Source organism: Arthrobacter sp. UYCu512 (assembly GCF_040547075.1).
Taxonomy (GTDB): domain Bacteria; phylum Actinomycetota; class Actinomycetes; order Actinomycetales; family Micrococcaceae; genus Arthrobacter.
In genome coordinates this window covers 488,030-502,076 of the sequence record NZ_JBEPPA010000001.1, presented here as the reverse complement: position 1 = coordinate 502,076, position 14,047 = coordinate 488,030, and the positions used below count along the sequence as shown (strand labels likewise).

Annotated in this window: 16 protein-coding genes and 1 tRNA gene; 9 read left to right on the top strand and 8 right to left on the bottom strand. The window is 65.3% G+C overall.

Going from position 1 to position 14,047, the window contains the following annotated elements; all coding sequences use genetic code 11:
• The first annotated feature begins 275 nt into the window (after positions 1-275).
• The 3 genes from ABIB49_RS02390 to ABIB49_RS02380 all read left to right on the top strand — a co-directional run bounded on the left by ABIB49_RS02390 (position 276) and on the right by ABIB49_RS02380 (position 3,602).
• Positions 276-941, top strand: a complete 666-nt coding sequence (locus tag ABIB49_RS02390; RefSeq protein ID WP_354156631.1) for a hypothetical protein — start codon at positions 276-278, stop codon at positions 939-941.
• On the top strand, positions 925-2,076 hold the full coding sequence (locus ABIB49_RS02385) for a tyrosine-type recombinase/integrase (protein WP_354156630.1): 1,152 nt from the start codon (positions 925-927) through the stop codon (positions 2,074-2,076). Before ABIB49_RS02390 ends, ABIB49_RS02385 begins: the two co-directional genes overlap by 17 nt.
• A 254-nt stretch (positions 2,077-2,330) precedes the next feature.
• Positions 2,331-3,602, top strand: coding sequence for an MFS transporter (locus ABIB49_RS02380; RefSeq protein WP_354156629.1), 1,272 nt, complete (start codon positions 2,331-2,333; stop codon positions 3,600-3,602).
• Between the two features lie 34 nt (positions 3,603-3,636).
• On the opposite strand, the gene ABIB49_RS02375 is transcribed toward ABIB49_RS02380, so the two are convergent.
• On the bottom strand, positions 3,637-4,110 hold the full coding sequence (locus tag ABIB49_RS02375) for a hypothetical protein (protein ID WP_226773735.1): 474 nt from the start codon (positions 4,108-4,110) through the stop codon (positions 3,637-3,639).
• A gap of 72 nt (positions 4,111-4,182) precedes the next feature.
• Between ABIB49_RS02375 and ABIB49_RS02370 the strand changes: the two genes are divergently transcribed.
• Positions 4,183-5,178, top strand: coding sequence for an NADH-quinone oxidoreductase subunit E (locus ABIB49_RS02370; protein ID WP_354156628.1), 996 nt, complete (start codon positions 4,183-4,185; stop codon positions 5,176-5,178).
• 39 nt (positions 5,179-5,217) lie between these two features.
• Positions 5,218-5,397, top strand: a complete 180-nt coding sequence (locus ABIB49_RS02365) for a hypothetical protein (protein WP_354156627.1) — start codon at positions 5,218-5,220, stop codon at positions 5,395-5,397.
• Positions 5,398-5,495: 98 nt separating this feature from the next.
• Here the strand turns inward: ABIB49_RS02365 and ABIB49_RS02360 are convergent, their stop codons facing one another.
• The 3 genes from ABIB49_RS02360 to ABIB49_RS02350 form a co-directional block, all read right to left on the bottom strand.
• Positions 5,496-6,341: an aldo/keto reductase gene (locus tag ABIB49_RS02360; protein ID WP_226773732.1), complete on the bottom strand. Its 846-nt coding sequence runs from the start codon at positions 6,339-6,341 to the stop codon at positions 5,496-5,498.
• Positions 6,342-6,447: 106 nt separating this feature from the next.
• Positions 6,448-6,903 (bottom strand): hypothetical protein, encoded by a 456-nt coding sequence (locus ABIB49_RS02355; protein WP_354156626.1) that lies wholly within the window; start codon positions 6,901-6,903, stop codon positions 6,448-6,450.
• A gap of 6 nt (positions 6,904-6,909) precedes the next feature.
• Complete coding sequence (locus ABIB49_RS02350) at positions 6,910-7,602, bottom strand: bacterial proteasome activator family protein (protein ID WP_354156625.1); 693 nt, start codon at positions 7,600-7,602, stop codon at positions 6,910-6,912.
• Between ABIB49_RS02350 and ABIB49_RS02345 the strand changes: the two genes are divergently transcribed.
• Together ABIB49_RS02345 and ABIB49_RS02340 are read left to right on the top strand one after the other, a co-directional pair.
• Positions 7,601-7,759: a hypothetical protein gene (locus ABIB49_RS02345; RefSeq protein ID WP_354156624.1), complete on the top strand. Its 159-nt coding sequence runs from the start codon at positions 7,601-7,603 to the stop codon at positions 7,757-7,759. The two genes, ABIB49_RS02350 and ABIB49_RS02345, sit on opposite strands and share 2 nt — an antisense overlap.
• On the top strand, positions 7,752-8,219 hold the full coding sequence (locus ABIB49_RS02340) for a hypothetical protein (RefSeq protein ID WP_354156623.1): 468 nt from the start codon (positions 7,752-7,754) through the stop codon (positions 8,217-8,219). The genes ABIB49_RS02345 and ABIB49_RS02340 overlap by 8 nt, the downstream gene beginning before the upstream one ends.
• A 104-nt stretch (positions 8,220-8,323) precedes the next feature.
• Here the strand turns inward: ABIB49_RS02340 and ABIB49_RS02335 are convergent, their stop codons facing one another.
• From ABIB49_RS02335 to ABIB49_RS02320, 4 genes are all read right to left on the bottom strand, one after another.
• The gene (locus ABIB49_RS02335) at positions 8,324-8,515 is read right to left on the bottom strand and encodes a YbdD/YjiX family protein (RefSeq protein WP_354156622.1); all 192 of its coding nucleotides are present in this window, start codon (positions 8,513-8,515) and stop codon (positions 8,324-8,326) included.
• A 13-nt stretch (positions 8,516-8,528) separates the two neighbouring features.
• Positions 8,529-10,829, bottom strand: coding sequence for a carbon starvation CstA family protein (locus tag ABIB49_RS02330; RefSeq protein WP_396021227.1), 2,301 nt, complete (start codon positions 10,827-10,829; stop codon positions 8,529-8,531).
• Positions 10,830-10,979: 150 nt separating this feature from the next.
• Positions 10,980-11,516, bottom strand: coding sequence for a PadR family transcriptional regulator (locus tag ABIB49_RS02325; RefSeq protein ID WP_226773726.1), 537 nt, complete (start codon positions 11,514-11,516; stop codon positions 10,980-10,982).
• Between the two features lie 166 nt (positions 11,517-11,682).
• Positions 11,683-12,666, bottom strand: coding sequence for an NAD(P)H-quinone oxidoreductase (locus ABIB49_RS02320; RefSeq protein ID WP_226773725.1), 984 nt, complete (start codon positions 12,664-12,666; stop codon positions 11,683-11,685).
• 169 nt (positions 12,667-12,835) lie between these two features.
• Between ABIB49_RS02320 and ABIB49_RS02315 the strand changes: the two genes are divergently transcribed.
• Both ABIB49_RS02315 and ABIB49_RS02310 read left to right on the top strand, forming a co-directional pair.
• Positions 12,836-12,923: transfer RNA gene (locus ABIB49_RS02315), tRNA-Ser, on the top strand.
• A 255-nt stretch (positions 12,924-13,178) separates the two neighbouring features.
• Entirely contained in the window at positions 13,179-13,958 is a 780-nt protein-coding gene (locus ABIB49_RS02310; protein WP_282360551.1) for a VOC family protein, read from the top strand.
• Positions 13,959-14,047: the final 89 nt, after the last annotated feature.

Sequence of the window (14,047 nt, the reverse complement as noted above, 5' to 3'; positions counted from 1 at the left end):
GTCCGGCCCGATTGGGCCAGCCACTTCTCCGAGACGCTCAAGTATTCCGCGGTCTGACGCCGCGTCAAGTAGGGGGACGAGACCCTGCCGATGGCAGGGATGCTGGCCGACGGCACTTGGTCGGGATGAATTTGCAAAGCGCTCCTTGGTGATTGGGAAAGCACGGTTTGCCTGGCTGGCGAACTGTGTTGATGTGAGCGTAGTACATATGGCTTGGCAGTGCAACCGTGTCGCGCACGGTTACTTTGGTAGGTCGACTGTGTTACGCTGGGGACATGACATCCAAAGAGCTTCCACCGCTGCCCAACGGCGTGGAGTACCTCGGCGACCCAGACGGCCCCGCCGAACACCCGCTAACAGAAGACGGAATGGACCTAACGGTCCTCTGGGCGCATTACCGCCTGGCCGGCCTGACAGTGAACGTCGGCTGGACGATCGGTCACGTGCTGGGCAGCTTTCGCGAACCGGACAGGCTGCACGTTGGCTTTGACGCTGAGCACTACGCCACGCATGTGGACCAGAATGCGAAAACTGTCTTCGAATCAAATGCTTTCGACGGCATCACCACCTCGTTCTTGCGGGCCATTCCAATGGCCCATGCCCGGTCCCTCATGCGTGATCGGCACGAACGGCTGTCCGTGGCCAGCGTTCGAAACGAAATCACGCCCTTACCCGCACGTGTCGAATCGGATAGCGATTACGTGCACGTTGCCTCGGCCTACGTTGCCCTCGGCCAAACGTCAGTGGAACCCATTAAGCGACTATCAGAGTGGTCCGGGGAGAGCAGCGAGACCTGGTCGGCGCGGCTGCGTCGCGCACGCTCTAAGGGCATCCTCGAGGGCAAAGGCCGCGATGCCCGCATTGCACCGGCTTTCGTGGCCCAGTCGAATGAGCTCTGGACCACAATGCGAGCGAGAAAGGCCAATGGCGTTGGCGATTAACAAGCTCGACAACGGACTAAAGCGGTGGGAGGCAGACTGGACCACGGCTGATGGAAGACGCACAAGGAAACGGTTCTCGACGAAGCGAGAGGCCGAGGACTTTCTCCGCTCGACCGTCGGTTCGATTCGATCAGGCACGTTCATCGACCCTCGAATAGCCAACAAGACTACGGTGGGACAGCTCTACGCTGAATGGATCGAGCGTGTTCGCACGATCGGCGCTACCGGACGAAAAGCAGCTAGCCCTAAGACTGTGGACAATTACCGCCGGTTCTATGAAAACTACGTGGGACCACGCTGGTCCCACACACCGCTTGCCAGCGTCAGCTACGACGACACTGCCGCGTGGATAACGACGCTTGTCGGCCGAAACGGGTTGCCCGCAGGATCGACTACCCGACGTGAAGTGGCACTCTTGTTCGGGCGCCTCATGGGATACGCGGTAAAGCGGAGGCTGCTCGCGGCCAACCCCACCAAAGACCCGCTCGGGCAGACTGATTACATCCCGGCGCGGGACAGACAGCGCGACCACGTCTACCTCACGATGCCCCAGCTCACCAAGCTGGCGGATCAGTGCGACGACTTCGACCTCTTCGTAATGCTGGCGGGCACATGCGGTCTTCGCTGGGGCGAAATCACGGCGTTGAAACGAGAGGACGTGACCCTGGGCGAGCGACCATCAGTTTCGATAACCCGGGCCTACTCGGAAGTGAATGGGCAGCTAATCCTTGGTTCCACTAAAGGCGGCGAGAGCCGGACGGTACCCTTGCCCCGGCTCATTGCTGCGCGGCTCGAGCGCCAGTGGCTCAGTATGGCAACCGACACCCGCCTTTTCAGCGGGGCGCGAGGATCAGCTCTCCGCAACAACACGTGGACTCGACGGCACTATGCACCCGCCATCGCACGCCTCTCCGCCAGCGATACGACCTTCCCGCGTCCAACCTTCCATGATCTTCGGCACACCGCAGTAAGCCTCGCAATTAGCTCTGGTGCCAACGTGAAGGTGGTCCAGCGGATAGCGGGACATGCGTCAGCGACGATGACTCTGGACACCTATGCAGGCCTCTTCGATCACGACCTACACGACAGCGCTGGTAGATTGAATGCCGCACTATCAAGTCTGGGCTGGAATTAGTACGTCACTTTTTCGTCACCAAGGTCCGATGCTTGGCCTATATCGAGGGCTTCTGCCTGCTCACTCGTAATGAGAAGGTCGCCAGTTCGATTCTGGCAGGAAGCTCGAGTTGCAAAGATCGGCCCCGGCGATTTCGCCGGGGCCGATCTTTTTTGTCCCCCAGGTACGGCTGCCCGGTCCCCGACGCGGCCCGTCTCCGGGCCCGGGCCGGCTGCCTCTTGTCGTGGCGCCGGTCAGCGGCCGACCATTGGCAGATGGAACAGCGGGGTCAGAGAACGGCGGCCGGCACTTCCGTGCCCGGCGCGAACCGGCGCGGCCTCTGGGGTCCGGTGATCGGCTTTGGCCTGGTGAGCCTGGCAGCCGACATTGTCTCCGACGGCGCCCGGCCGCTGGCTGGTCCGCTGCTGGCCCAGCTGGGCGCCTCTGCACTGGTCGTTGGCCTTGTGACCGGCGCAGCCGAGGCCGCGGCACAGGGACTGCGGCTCCTGTTCGGACCCTGGGCGGACCGCACCCGCCGGTACTGGACGTTCACGCTGGCCGGATACGGGCTCACCGCGGTTTGTGTGCCCCTGCTCGCTGTGGCGCCGCTCGCCGGGGAAGCCGGATTGGTGCTGGCGTCCGTTCTGATTATCGGAGACCGCGTTGGCAAGGCCATCCGCAGCCCGGCCAAGACAGTTCTGCTGGCAGCGGTCGCCAAACAAGTCGGCCGGGGCCGCGGCTTCGCCGTCCATAAATCACTTGACCTTCTCGGCGCGGTCCTCGGGCCGGTGCTGATCGCGGCAGTACTTGCCGCCACCGGCAGCATGTCGGTGGCCTTCGCCGTCCTGGCCCTGCCGGCAGCTGCAGCGATGTTTATGCTGTTCTGGCTGCGCCTCCGGGTACCGTCATCCGTTCCTGCCGCCGTCGACGCCTTACCCCCGCCCGGTGCCGACCGACCGGCGACGGTCTTCACCCGTGGTTTCCTGCTGTTCGCCGTCGCCGCATTCTTCTGGAGCGCCGGCCTGGTGGCGTTCGGTGTTATCGCCTTCCACCTCACGACAACGGCGGGAGTTCCAGTGGCGGTGGTACCGCTGCTGTACGCCGGGGCGATGGCAGCCGCAGCCCTCGGCGCCCTCGCGAGCGGCGTCATTTACGACCGTTCCGGGGCGGCGGCGCTCCTCGCGCTTCCCCTGCTGATCGCAGCAGTCCCGCCGCTGGCGCTGGCGCCCGCCGCAGGCCTGGCATTTGCCGGAGTCCTGGTCTGGGGGACGGCCACAGGTATCCAGGATTCCACCGTCAAGGCGCTTATCGCGGACCTCGTCCCGGAAGGGCGCCAGGGCACGGCGTACGGAGTCTTCGCGGCGTTTGAAGGTGCCGGGGCGCTGGCGGGCGGTGGGCTGTACGGCTCGCTGTATAGCAGCCGTCCGCTGCTGATCCTGGCCGTGGCCGTCCTGCAGCTGATCGCCTTCTCGGTCTTGGTGGTGGCGTTGTTGCGGATCCGCGAACCGCAACGGGGCCGTTCGGCGCGGACCCTGCGGCAGGACTGATCGCTGCAGCCCCGGCCCGGCTGTGGGGTCCTGCTTAGGTGCTCCAGACCGAGGCCGAGCCGGAATGGCCGGTTACGATGCTTTGGTAGACGAAAACGGCCCCCGCCGCCGCCGCGATGACAAGGAGGGCCAGCCGGACCGCACGGTTGCTCCGCAGGGGCCCCAGGAAGGCAAACCACCGGCCGATGGGCTCGTAACTGACCACCAGGGTCGCCGCGATAACCACAAAGAACACCACGGAGACGGCCTTGAGTACGTCCCCTTGCTCCACATGCTCGCGGATCAAGGCAGATGAGGGCCGGGCGTTCTGCAGCTGCTCCCCGGCCTGCGCGGTGAGCAGGGACACGGGAACCAGGCCCAGCGAAAGCACTCCCAGCGGCCAGGCCAGGTAGTTCCGCCAGCGTGGTGCGACGGCATATACGATCGCGCCGAGACCGGCGATCGGCGCCAGCACGACCACCGCGTGGACGAGCAGAATGTGGGCTGGAAGCCCCGCTATTTCAATCATGTGCGCCCTTTATCTCCAGCAGAACTGCCCCTTTGCGGCCGCATTCCCGGGCCGGGCTTCTATGATTCTTGCATGGCAGAGCGCGGACTGGCGGACGTTGCGGCGCGGCTCTATGCCCTCCCGTTCGACGACTTTGTCCCCGCCCGGACCGCCGCTGCCAAAGCGGCCGGCGCCACAAACACGAAGAATTCCCTCGCCGCGGACGTGCGTGCCCTGCCCAAGCCGTCCTTGGCCGCATGGTCCGTGAACATGCTCGCGACCCGGCGACCGGAGACCCTTCGGCAACTCGCCGAGCTGGGAGAGTCGATGCGTGCTGCACAGTCCTCCCTTGATGCCACGACACTGCGCCGGCTGGGACAGACACGGCGCCGGCTTCTCGCCGGCGCAGTCCAGGCAGCACGGGACGTGGCCCAGCAGCAGGGCAGGACGATCAGCGGGGCGACCGCTGCGGACGTCGAAGGGACGCTGCGGGCGGCGACTGCGGACGAGGGAGCAGCTGCGGCCGTGCAGTCCGGTCGCCTCCTCCGGGGCCTGTCCGCCGACGGTGTCGACGCGGTGGACCTTTCGGACGCGGTAGCACTCCCGGGGCTGGTCCCACCAGCAACGCCGGCACCGGATTCCGCGCCGGCCCCTGGCGGTGAGTCCAGCAGGACCGGAGTGCTGACTTCCGACGCCGCCCCGGCGGGAGCCACTGCGCCGCAGGCTGCAGGGCGACCCCGCCTGCAGGCCGTCCGAGAGGAACCGCGCCGGCCCAGTCCCTCAGCGCAGGAACGCGCACGGGCCGCACTGAAGGAAGCCGAAAACACAGCCAGCGTGGCGGCCGATGAAGCCCGCCAGCGTGATGCGGAGCTGGCCCAATCCACTGCCCTGGTAACGGAACTCTCCGACACGGCCCGGGACCTGCGCGAGCAGCTGGCCCGGTGCGAACCGGAGCTCAAAGCGGCCAGGAAACGGCGCGAACTGGCCGCTGCCCAAGCGCAGCAGGCTGATCGGGCGGCGGGTAGGGCCCGGCGAGCCGAGGACCTGGCACGGGAACGGGTGCTGCGGATTGGCAACACGCCGGACTGATGGCCACTTAGTGTCAGTGCCCGGCGGCACACTTAGTCCATGGAAAGCACCCAGTACTTCGAAGTCACGTACCTGGACACGGACTGCGGCCGGATCCGCACCGAGACGTTTGATGACGTCCACGCCGCCGAACGCTTCGCCGCCCGCCAGGCCGCCGACGAGCGTGGCTGGGCAATGGTTGACGCCGTTCCGGTCGAGGAAGCCCGGAAGGCTGCCTAGCTGGGTTGCCTTCCGCTCCCGGGACAGCAGAATGGGCCCCACCCGGTTCGGGTGAAGGCCCAGCTGCACGCTTCGCCGGCGGCTTGGCCGGGGTGGCTTTAGGCGAAGTCCGAGACTGCCGGGTCCGCGCCAATGCGGCCGGCGCCCTCGGCAGAGTTGTCCATTCCGTTGATGGCCTGAACATCGGTCTCGTCCAAGGTGACCTCCAGTGCCGCGTAGTTCTCGCGGATACGGGATTCGGTCACCGACTTGGGGATAACGACGTTGCCGATGGCCAGGTGCCAGGCGATAACGACCTGCGCCGGAGTGGCGTTGTGCTTTGCCGCAATCTGAGCGATGACAGGGCTCTCCAACAGCTCGCCGCCCTGGCCCAGCGGCGACCAGGCCTGGGTGAGGATGCCGTGGGAGGAGTTGAATTCGCGCAACTCGGCCTGGCTGAAGAACGGGTGCAGTTCGATCTGGTTAATGGCCGGCACCACACCGGTCTCGTCGATCAGCCGCTGCAGACCTTCCTTGGTGAAGTTGGAAACACCGATGGTCTTCACCCGCCCCTGCTTCTGCAGTTCAATGAGGGCCTTCCAGGTATCCACATACTTGTCCTGCTTGGGCTGCATCCAGTGGATCAGGTACATATCCAGGGTCTTCAGGCCCAGGCGCTCCATGGATTCCTCGAAGGCCTTCAGCGTGGACTCGTAGCCCTGGTCCGCGTTCCACAGCTTGGTGGTGATGAAGATTTCCTCGGGCGTGAGCCCTGAACGTGCGATGGCCCTGCCCACGCCTGCTTCGTTGCCGTAGATCTTGGCGGTGTCGATGTGTCGGAAGCCCGCCTCGAAGGCCTGGACGACAACCTTCTCAGCGACGTCATCCTCAACCTGCCACACGCCGTAGCCGAGCTGGGGGATGGTATTGCCGTCATTAAAAGTCATTACCGGTGAAGAAGTCATCTGGCTATCGTGCCAACGTCCACGCCGCTGCGCCAGTGGAAACCGCGCAGCTAAGCTAGGCGCTTAACCGGGAATTTTCCCGCGTATCCGGCGCACGTCCCGTCCGTCAGCGCGAAGCCGACGCCTGGGCAAGGCGGCGTTCGGCGTCGATGACGTGCTCCAGGACCATCTGGGCGCGGCGTCGAACCGACTCCGCTCCTGCGGGGACCGGGTGGACTGCGAGGCGGACCATCGCCGCTGCTTCGGCTGTGGTCGCCAGGGAATTTCCTGCCGTTGACAGTGCCCGGTGGACTCCCGTCATGGTCCCCGGGATGTCGAGTCCCTCGCTCGGCGCCCGGCGCTGGGCCTCCACACAGATTTGCCGGACCCGTCCCGAGAGCGCCGAGAGTTCGTTGCCGACCGCCAGGAGCTCGGCGTAGAGGGCCTCGTCCTCGACCCCCTCGAGGATTTGGTGGTAGCGGTCCAAGCCCCGGATGAAGCGGTCGTGGGCCCGCCGCCAGAGCCCCTTGCCAAGCTCGGCGTCGTCTTTCCGCCCCTGCCGGGCGGCGCTGAAAAAACCCACGGGCGCCTACAGGTACTGGCCGGGACCGTGGTCCGGGTCTGCGGGCCCGGGAAGCCGGGAGGGTTCCGCGCCCGGTGCCGGCGCCGCCGCCCGCTGGGGCTCGCCGTTCGCACCGATAATCACGCCGGGGGCGATCATGGTGCCGGGCGGCAACTGGCGGAGCTGCGCCTGCGCCACGGCCTGCTCCCGGGCAGCGTGTTTGGCCGCGAGGGCGGTTTGGATTCCGTGGAAGAGGCCCTCCAGCCAGCCGACCAGCTGGGCCTGGGCGATCCGCAGTTCTGCGTCCGACGGGGTCCCCTCCGCCGGAAAGGGAAGGGTGATCCGTTCCAGTTCCTCGACCAGTTCCGGGGCGAGCCCGTCTTCCAGTTCCTTGAGGGACCGCTGATGGATTTCGGCCAACCGGGCGCGGGCGGCGTCATCGAGCGGGGCAGACTTCACTTCGTCCAGGAGCTGCTTCATCATGGTGCCGATCCGCATCACTTTCGCCGGTTCATCGACGAGGTCCTGGAGCTGGCCGGTCCTTTCCCGGGTATCCGCGGCACGCCGCGACCGTGCCGGGTCCTTCGGGTCCGAGGGGCGCAGCGGTTCCGGCAGCTGTTTGTCTCCCGGCTGGACGCCGTCGCCGTCCGGGCTGGAGTCCAGGGTAGTGCCCTCGACAGGTACCACGGCGTCGGTCTGAGTGTCGTGCGGATCGCTCATGGCTTCATACTCTCACGAGCCGGGTGCCCGGCTGCGGGCGTACCCGGCCGGGCCCACGCAGTCGCTCACCCGCACCCCTCTGGCGCTGCACCCTCCGGTCCGGGCTGAGGCAGCTCAACGCCCGCTGCCGCACGTGGAAGTATTCACCTATGACTAACGAGCACAACGAGGCCACCCGCCCGGCGTTTACGGACCCCCAGGGCCCGGACGCCGCGACCGAATCCAGCCGCAGGTGGGCCCATATCGGGGCCATCATTGTCGACGCCACCCTGCAGCGCCGGCAGAACTACCACTCGACAGTCAAGCCGCGCGTTGTCGCCCTGGTCGACACCTGGCCGGATGCCGACACAACCAGCGGATTCCGCCGGCACCTCGACACGGGAACGCTCGCTGAAGTCATCAGCTGGCCCTCGCCTGGCCGTCTCGCCCAGGTCGAGGACATAACGGGCGTTTTCGAGGATCAGGGCATCGAAACCGTCATGGATCTCCGCGGCGCACTCGGTGACCCGGCCAGGAGGACCGGTCTCCGGCAGGCCCTTGCGTCCGTGCGGCATGTCAGCCCCAAAACCCTGGACTACATCGAAACCCTCAGCGGAGTGTCCACTGAGGGTGTTTAACTAGCCGGCACAGCTGCGGCGAAGGGCGACGCCGGGCACCTGTGTGCCCGGCGTCGCCCTTCCCCTGCCGGCTGAGTTCAGCTACGCCGGCCAGTGCGAACCGGTCAGCAGCATCGGCCCTGCGGGTTGGCGTCCTGGCGGTCCGTCAGGTCCCGCCAAAACTCCCGCTCAGTCATCGGCGTCGTGCCGTGGCCCAAGGCCGCATGATGCGCCGAGTACTTCGAATAGGCATCCGCGCCCATAACGCTGCCCAGGTAGCGGGCGAAACCCCGCAAACCCACAACGACGGCGTTCATTTCCGTGCCCGCATCAGTGCTGGCCGGCCTTTTCGAACCGCTGATCGGCCGGAAGTTTGTTCCACTCGGCCATCAGCTCGCGCTCCGACGGGGTGGGGATCACTCCGGCCGGAGCGAAAACGCGCGAGGCGACTGCTGGGTCCTCATGATTCGGGTTCGGCAAACCGCGCGTTGCATTGCGGAACGCCTTCACGCTGGCCAGGATCGCGGTGATAATAACGATGATGCTCAGCACCACAAAGATCACCGACAGCCAGCCCTGGATCATGGTGTTGCGGACCACGGCCTCCATGGCCAGCTGGGTCTTGGCCGTGCCGAAGGAGGTCTTGCCGTCTGCAAGGGCCTTGGTGAAGGCTGCGTTGTTTGCGAAGTAGCCCACGGCGGGCACCGGCGAGAAGATCTTGTAGAAGCTGGCGGTGATGGTCACAACGGCTGCGAAAGCCAGGGGAAGCGCCACAATCCAGAGGTACTTGAAGGATCCGCGCTTAGCCGCAATGGCCATACAAACCGAGAGGGCAATGGCTGCCAGCAGTTGGTTGGCTATGCCGAACAGCGGGAACAAGGTGTTAATGCCGCCCAGCGGATCGGTGACGCCCATCAGCAACACCGCGCCCCAGGCCGCGACCATAATCGCGGTGCAGAGCCAGGCGCCGGGGCGCCAGGAGTGCTCCTTGAACTTAGGGACAAAGTTGCCAATCGAGTCCTGCAGCATAAAGCGCGCAACCCGGGTACCGGCGTCGACGGCGGTGAGAATGAACAAGGCCTCGAACATAATGGCGAAGTGGTACCAGAACGCCATCATGGCCGTACCGCCGATGAACTGCTGCATGATGTGGGCCAGACCCACGGCCAGGGTGGGGGCGCCGCCGGTGCGGGAAATAATGCTCTCCTCGCCCACATCCTTGGCCGTCTGGGCCAGGAAATCCGGGCTGATGTTCACGCCGGCCAGCCCCAGGCTGTTGACCCACTGCGCGGCGGTCTCCACGGTGCCGCCGGTCAACGCCGCCGGGGCGTTCATGGCAAAGTACAGGCCGCGGTCAATGGAGATCGCTGCGACGAGGGCCATGATGGCGACGAAGGATTCCATCAGCATGCCGCCGTAGCCAATAAACCGGGTCTGGCGTTCCTTCTCGATCAGTTTCGGCGTGGTGCCGGAGGCGATCAGGGCATGGAAGCCGGACAACGCGCCGCAGGCGATTGTGACAAACAGGAACGGGAACAGGGACCCGGACAGGACCGGTCCGTTGTCCCGGCTGGCGAACTCGCTAAACGCCGGTACGTTGACTTCCGGACGGACCACGATGACGGCCACAGCCAGCATGGCGATCACACCGATCTTCATGAACGTGGACAGGTAGTCGCGCGGTGCAAGCAGCAGCCAGACGGGCAGGATCGCGGCGATGAAGCCGTAGATGATGAGTCCCCAGGCGATGGTGACCTTGTCCAGGTGGAAGAAGGCCGCTCCCCACTCGGTGCCGGCGACGGCGCCGCCGCCGATGATGGCCGCCATAAGCAGCACGAAGCCGATGAGGGAGACTTCCATAACCTTGCCGGGCCGAAGGTAGCGCAGGTACACGCCCATAAAGAGTGCGATCGGAATGGTCATACCCACGGAAAAGACGCCCCAGGGGCTCTCGCCGAGGGCGTTCACAACGACGAGGGCCAGGATCGCTACGATGATCACCATAATCAGGAGCGTCGCGATCAGGGCAGCGGTGCCGCCGATCACCCCGAGCTCTTCGCGAGCCATCTGGCCCAGCGAGCGACCGCCGCGGCGCATGGAGAAGAACAGCACGAGGTAGTCCTGGACGGCACCGGCCAGGACGACGCCGAGGATGATCCAAATGGTGCCCGGAAGGTAGCCCATCTGGGCGGCAATGATCGGACCGACGAGCGGGCCGGCACCGGCGATAGCGGCAAAGTGGTGGCCGAACAGCACGTTGCGGTCCGTACGGACGTAGTCTTTGCCGTCGGCCTTGTACTCGGCCGGGGTGGCGCGGCGATCGTTCGGTTTGGTCAGGTAGCGCTCGATGACCTTGGAGTAGAAGCGGTAGCCGATCAGGTAGGTGCACACTGCGGCGAACACGAACCAGATGGCGTTGACTGTTTCGCCGCGCACTATCGCGAGCATAAACCAGGCCACCGCACCCAGCAGGGAGATCGCGGCCCAGAGGGCGATCTTGGCCGGCGTCCAGTTGCGCTCTTCGGCTTCGGTTACGCCGGCGTCCACCGCGGTGGGCGGCAGCAACGGGTCCGGCGTGATGCCGTCGTCGACCAGTACGTTCTTTGGCGTGCCATCTGGCATTGTGCCCATGTCTCCTCCTTGAGAAACCAACTGGGCAAATCCCCGACAGAGGTGCCCCAAGGCACCCTACCAACGTAGGTGGTGCATGGGTATGGCTTCCGCGCCAACCGGTTCGGCGGAAGCGGTGAACGGTGCGGCAAACGCGTCGAACGGCCGAACTCAGGCGGACGGGCCGGTCAACTGCATCAGCCGCGCCTCACAAAGGTCAAGCCAGCGCACTTCGGCCTCGGTCTGGAAGATCAAGGAATCGAGTACCAGCAGCCGGGCGGTATCCATGGAGCGTTGCTGGGATGCCGTCTCACGCCGGGCTTTGGTGTAGTCCTGCAGGGCCCGGACTGACACGGCACGCTGGGCATGAATGGCGGCACCGACGTTGACACCGGGCAAGGTCAGCCCCAGCGCGAGCTTGATGGCCAGTTCGTTCCGCGGCGGACTGCTCCGCTGCACCGGGGAGCTGAACCAGCGGGTAACTTCAGCAAGCCCGTCCGCGGTGATGCTGTAAACAATGTGGCCCTCACCGTCGGCACCATCCTTGCGGACGAGCCCGTCGCGCTCCAGGCGGTCAAGAGTCGTGTAGACCTGCCCGATATTCAGGGGCCAGGAGGACCCTGTGCGCTCTTCGAACTCGATCCTGAGCTGGTAGCCATAGTGTGGCCGGTCCTGCAGGAGGGCGAGGAGACTGTGACGGATGGACATGTTGCTCCCGGAGGGTAGCGGGACGACAGCATACACGCGCCCCAAGACGCGTGTATACCGCGTATGGAATTACATTACAGTCATTTCTTCTCCGCAAGCAATTCGGATATGCCCGCCACAGAATGTGTTTGAGGCGCCGCCGGCCGGGCCGAGACTCGGGTCCGGCTTACAGGAGGAGCAGAATCTTGCCCACATGGTCACCGGAGTCGAAGTACCGGTGCGCCTCAGCGACCTGGTCCAGCGGGAAGGTCTTCGCCACCAGCGGCCGGATCCGGCCATCGGCGAGCATCGGCCAGACACCGTCGCGGACGGCGTCCATAATCACGGTCTTCTCCGCTACGGGCCGCGGGCGCAACGCCGTCGCGATAATCGCAGCACGCTTACCCAGCAGTTTGCCAAGATCCAGCTCGCCTTTGGCACCGCCCTGCAGCCCGATCACCACCAGCCGCCCGTACTCCGCCAGCGCGTCCACGTTCTGTCCCAGGTACTTGGCTCCGACGACGTCGAGAATAACATCGGCGCCCTTGCCGCCATTTTGCGCGCGCAGGCTCTCCGGGAAGTCTTCTTCCGCATAGTTGATCGCGATGTCTGCGCCAAGAAACGCCTTGGCGGTGCCGACTTTCTCCGCGGTGCCGGCCGTCGTGGCGACCACGGCACCGAACGCCTTCGCGAGCTGGATGGCCATAGTGCCGATGCCGCCGGTCGCCCCGTGGATGAGGACGGTCTCCCCCGGCTGCAGCTGCGCTGTCATGATCAGGTTGGAATAGACCGTCGCCGCCACTTCGGGCAAAGATGCTGCGGTGACAAGGTCGATCCCCTCGGGGACCCGCAGGACCTGCCCCGCGTGTACAGCAACCTGCTGGGCATAGCCGCCGCCGGCCAGCAGCGCAACGACTTTGTCGCCCACGGAGAACGGTTTGGTGACTCCGGGACCAAAGCCAGCGATCCGGCCGGAGACTTCCAGCCCGGGAACCTCCGAGGCTCCGGGCGGCGGCGGGTACAGGCCCTTGCGCTGCTGGACGTCGGCGCGGTTTAGCCCGGCGGCGACGACGTCGATCAGCACCTCACCGGGACCCGGCACCGGGGACGGGACCTCGCGGACCTCCAGGGCCTCGGGTCCGCCCGGCCTTAAGATATAGACAGCCTTCATGGAGAACTCCGATTTCTAACGAACGTATTGCGGCCGTGTGGCCCGGCTGCGCCGCCGGGACATTATGTCCGAAGCGCTTCCTCCCAGAATATGCGGAGGAGATACCGGCGCCCGCGAGCGCAACCGCGTTTTTGTTGCTGCCGACTGCCTATGAAACACTACTCGTTAGGGAAGGTTGTCCGAGCGGCCGATGGAGCTGGTCTTGAAAACCAGTGTGCGGTGACCCCGTACCAAGAGTTCGAATCTCTTACCTTCCGCGGGAGCGCAGAGTTTGCGCGGCTTAGGGGCCGGTTGGGGCAATCGAGAGGTTGCCCCAACCGGCCTCACTCGTATCGCCGGCCTGCAGATGCCCCGCCCACCCGCCACCGGTACCAGCCGCCCGCGGGGCGGGCACCCGGAACCCGTTGAAACCGTCTGCGCTCAGGCATACCCTCACAGTGTCTGCTTCGCCGTCCCAAGATAAGGCGCCCCGCCAGTACCTTTCACCGCCGCAGAAAGTACAGGAGTCCACAATGCCAACACCCGAGCACTCCAACGGAGCACCGTGCTGGATCGACCTGATGACCTCCGACACCGGAAAGGCCCAGGCGTTTTACGGTGACCTTTTCGGTTGGACGTTCGAAACTGGCGACCAGGAGAAGTACGGCGGTTACATCACTGCGCTGAAGAACGGCAAGTCGGTCGCCGGAATCATGCAAAAGCAACCGGACCGGGCCGGTTTCCCTGACGCCTGGTCCACGTACCTGCGCACGGACGATGCCCGCGCGGCTGTCAAGAGCGCGGCGGAGCACGGCGGAGCCGTCTACCTGGAAGCCATGGATGTGCCAGAACAAGGCACTATGGCCATGGTGGGCGACGCCACCGGCGCGGCCATCGGCATCTGGCAGACCGGGGAGATGACGGGCTATGAGCTCGCCGCCGAAGACGGTACCCCTGCGTGGCACGAACTCCACACCAAGGACTACGCCACGGCGGTCAAGTTTTACCAGGACGTTTTTGGCTGGAACACCGACGTTATGAGCGACACCCCGGAATTCCGCTACACCACGCTGGGGGCGGGAGACACCGCCAAGGCAGGAATCATGGACGCCTCGGGATACCTCCCCGCCGAGGTCCCCTCCCATTGGCAGGTGTACTTCGCGGTTGCGGACACGGACGCCGCCACCGAAAAAGCCGTCGCCATGGGCGCCCAGCTGATCGAGGGGCCCGACGATACGCCGTTCGGGCGCCTTGCCACGCTCGCTGACCCCACCGGCGCCAGATTCAAGATCACGGCCCCGACGGCGCAGTAGAGCGCGGACATCGGTCCGCAGGGCAGCTGGGCGTCAGGGCAAAGCTCAAGGAATCTTGAGCAAGAACTTCAGGAAATCCTGCCGCAAAA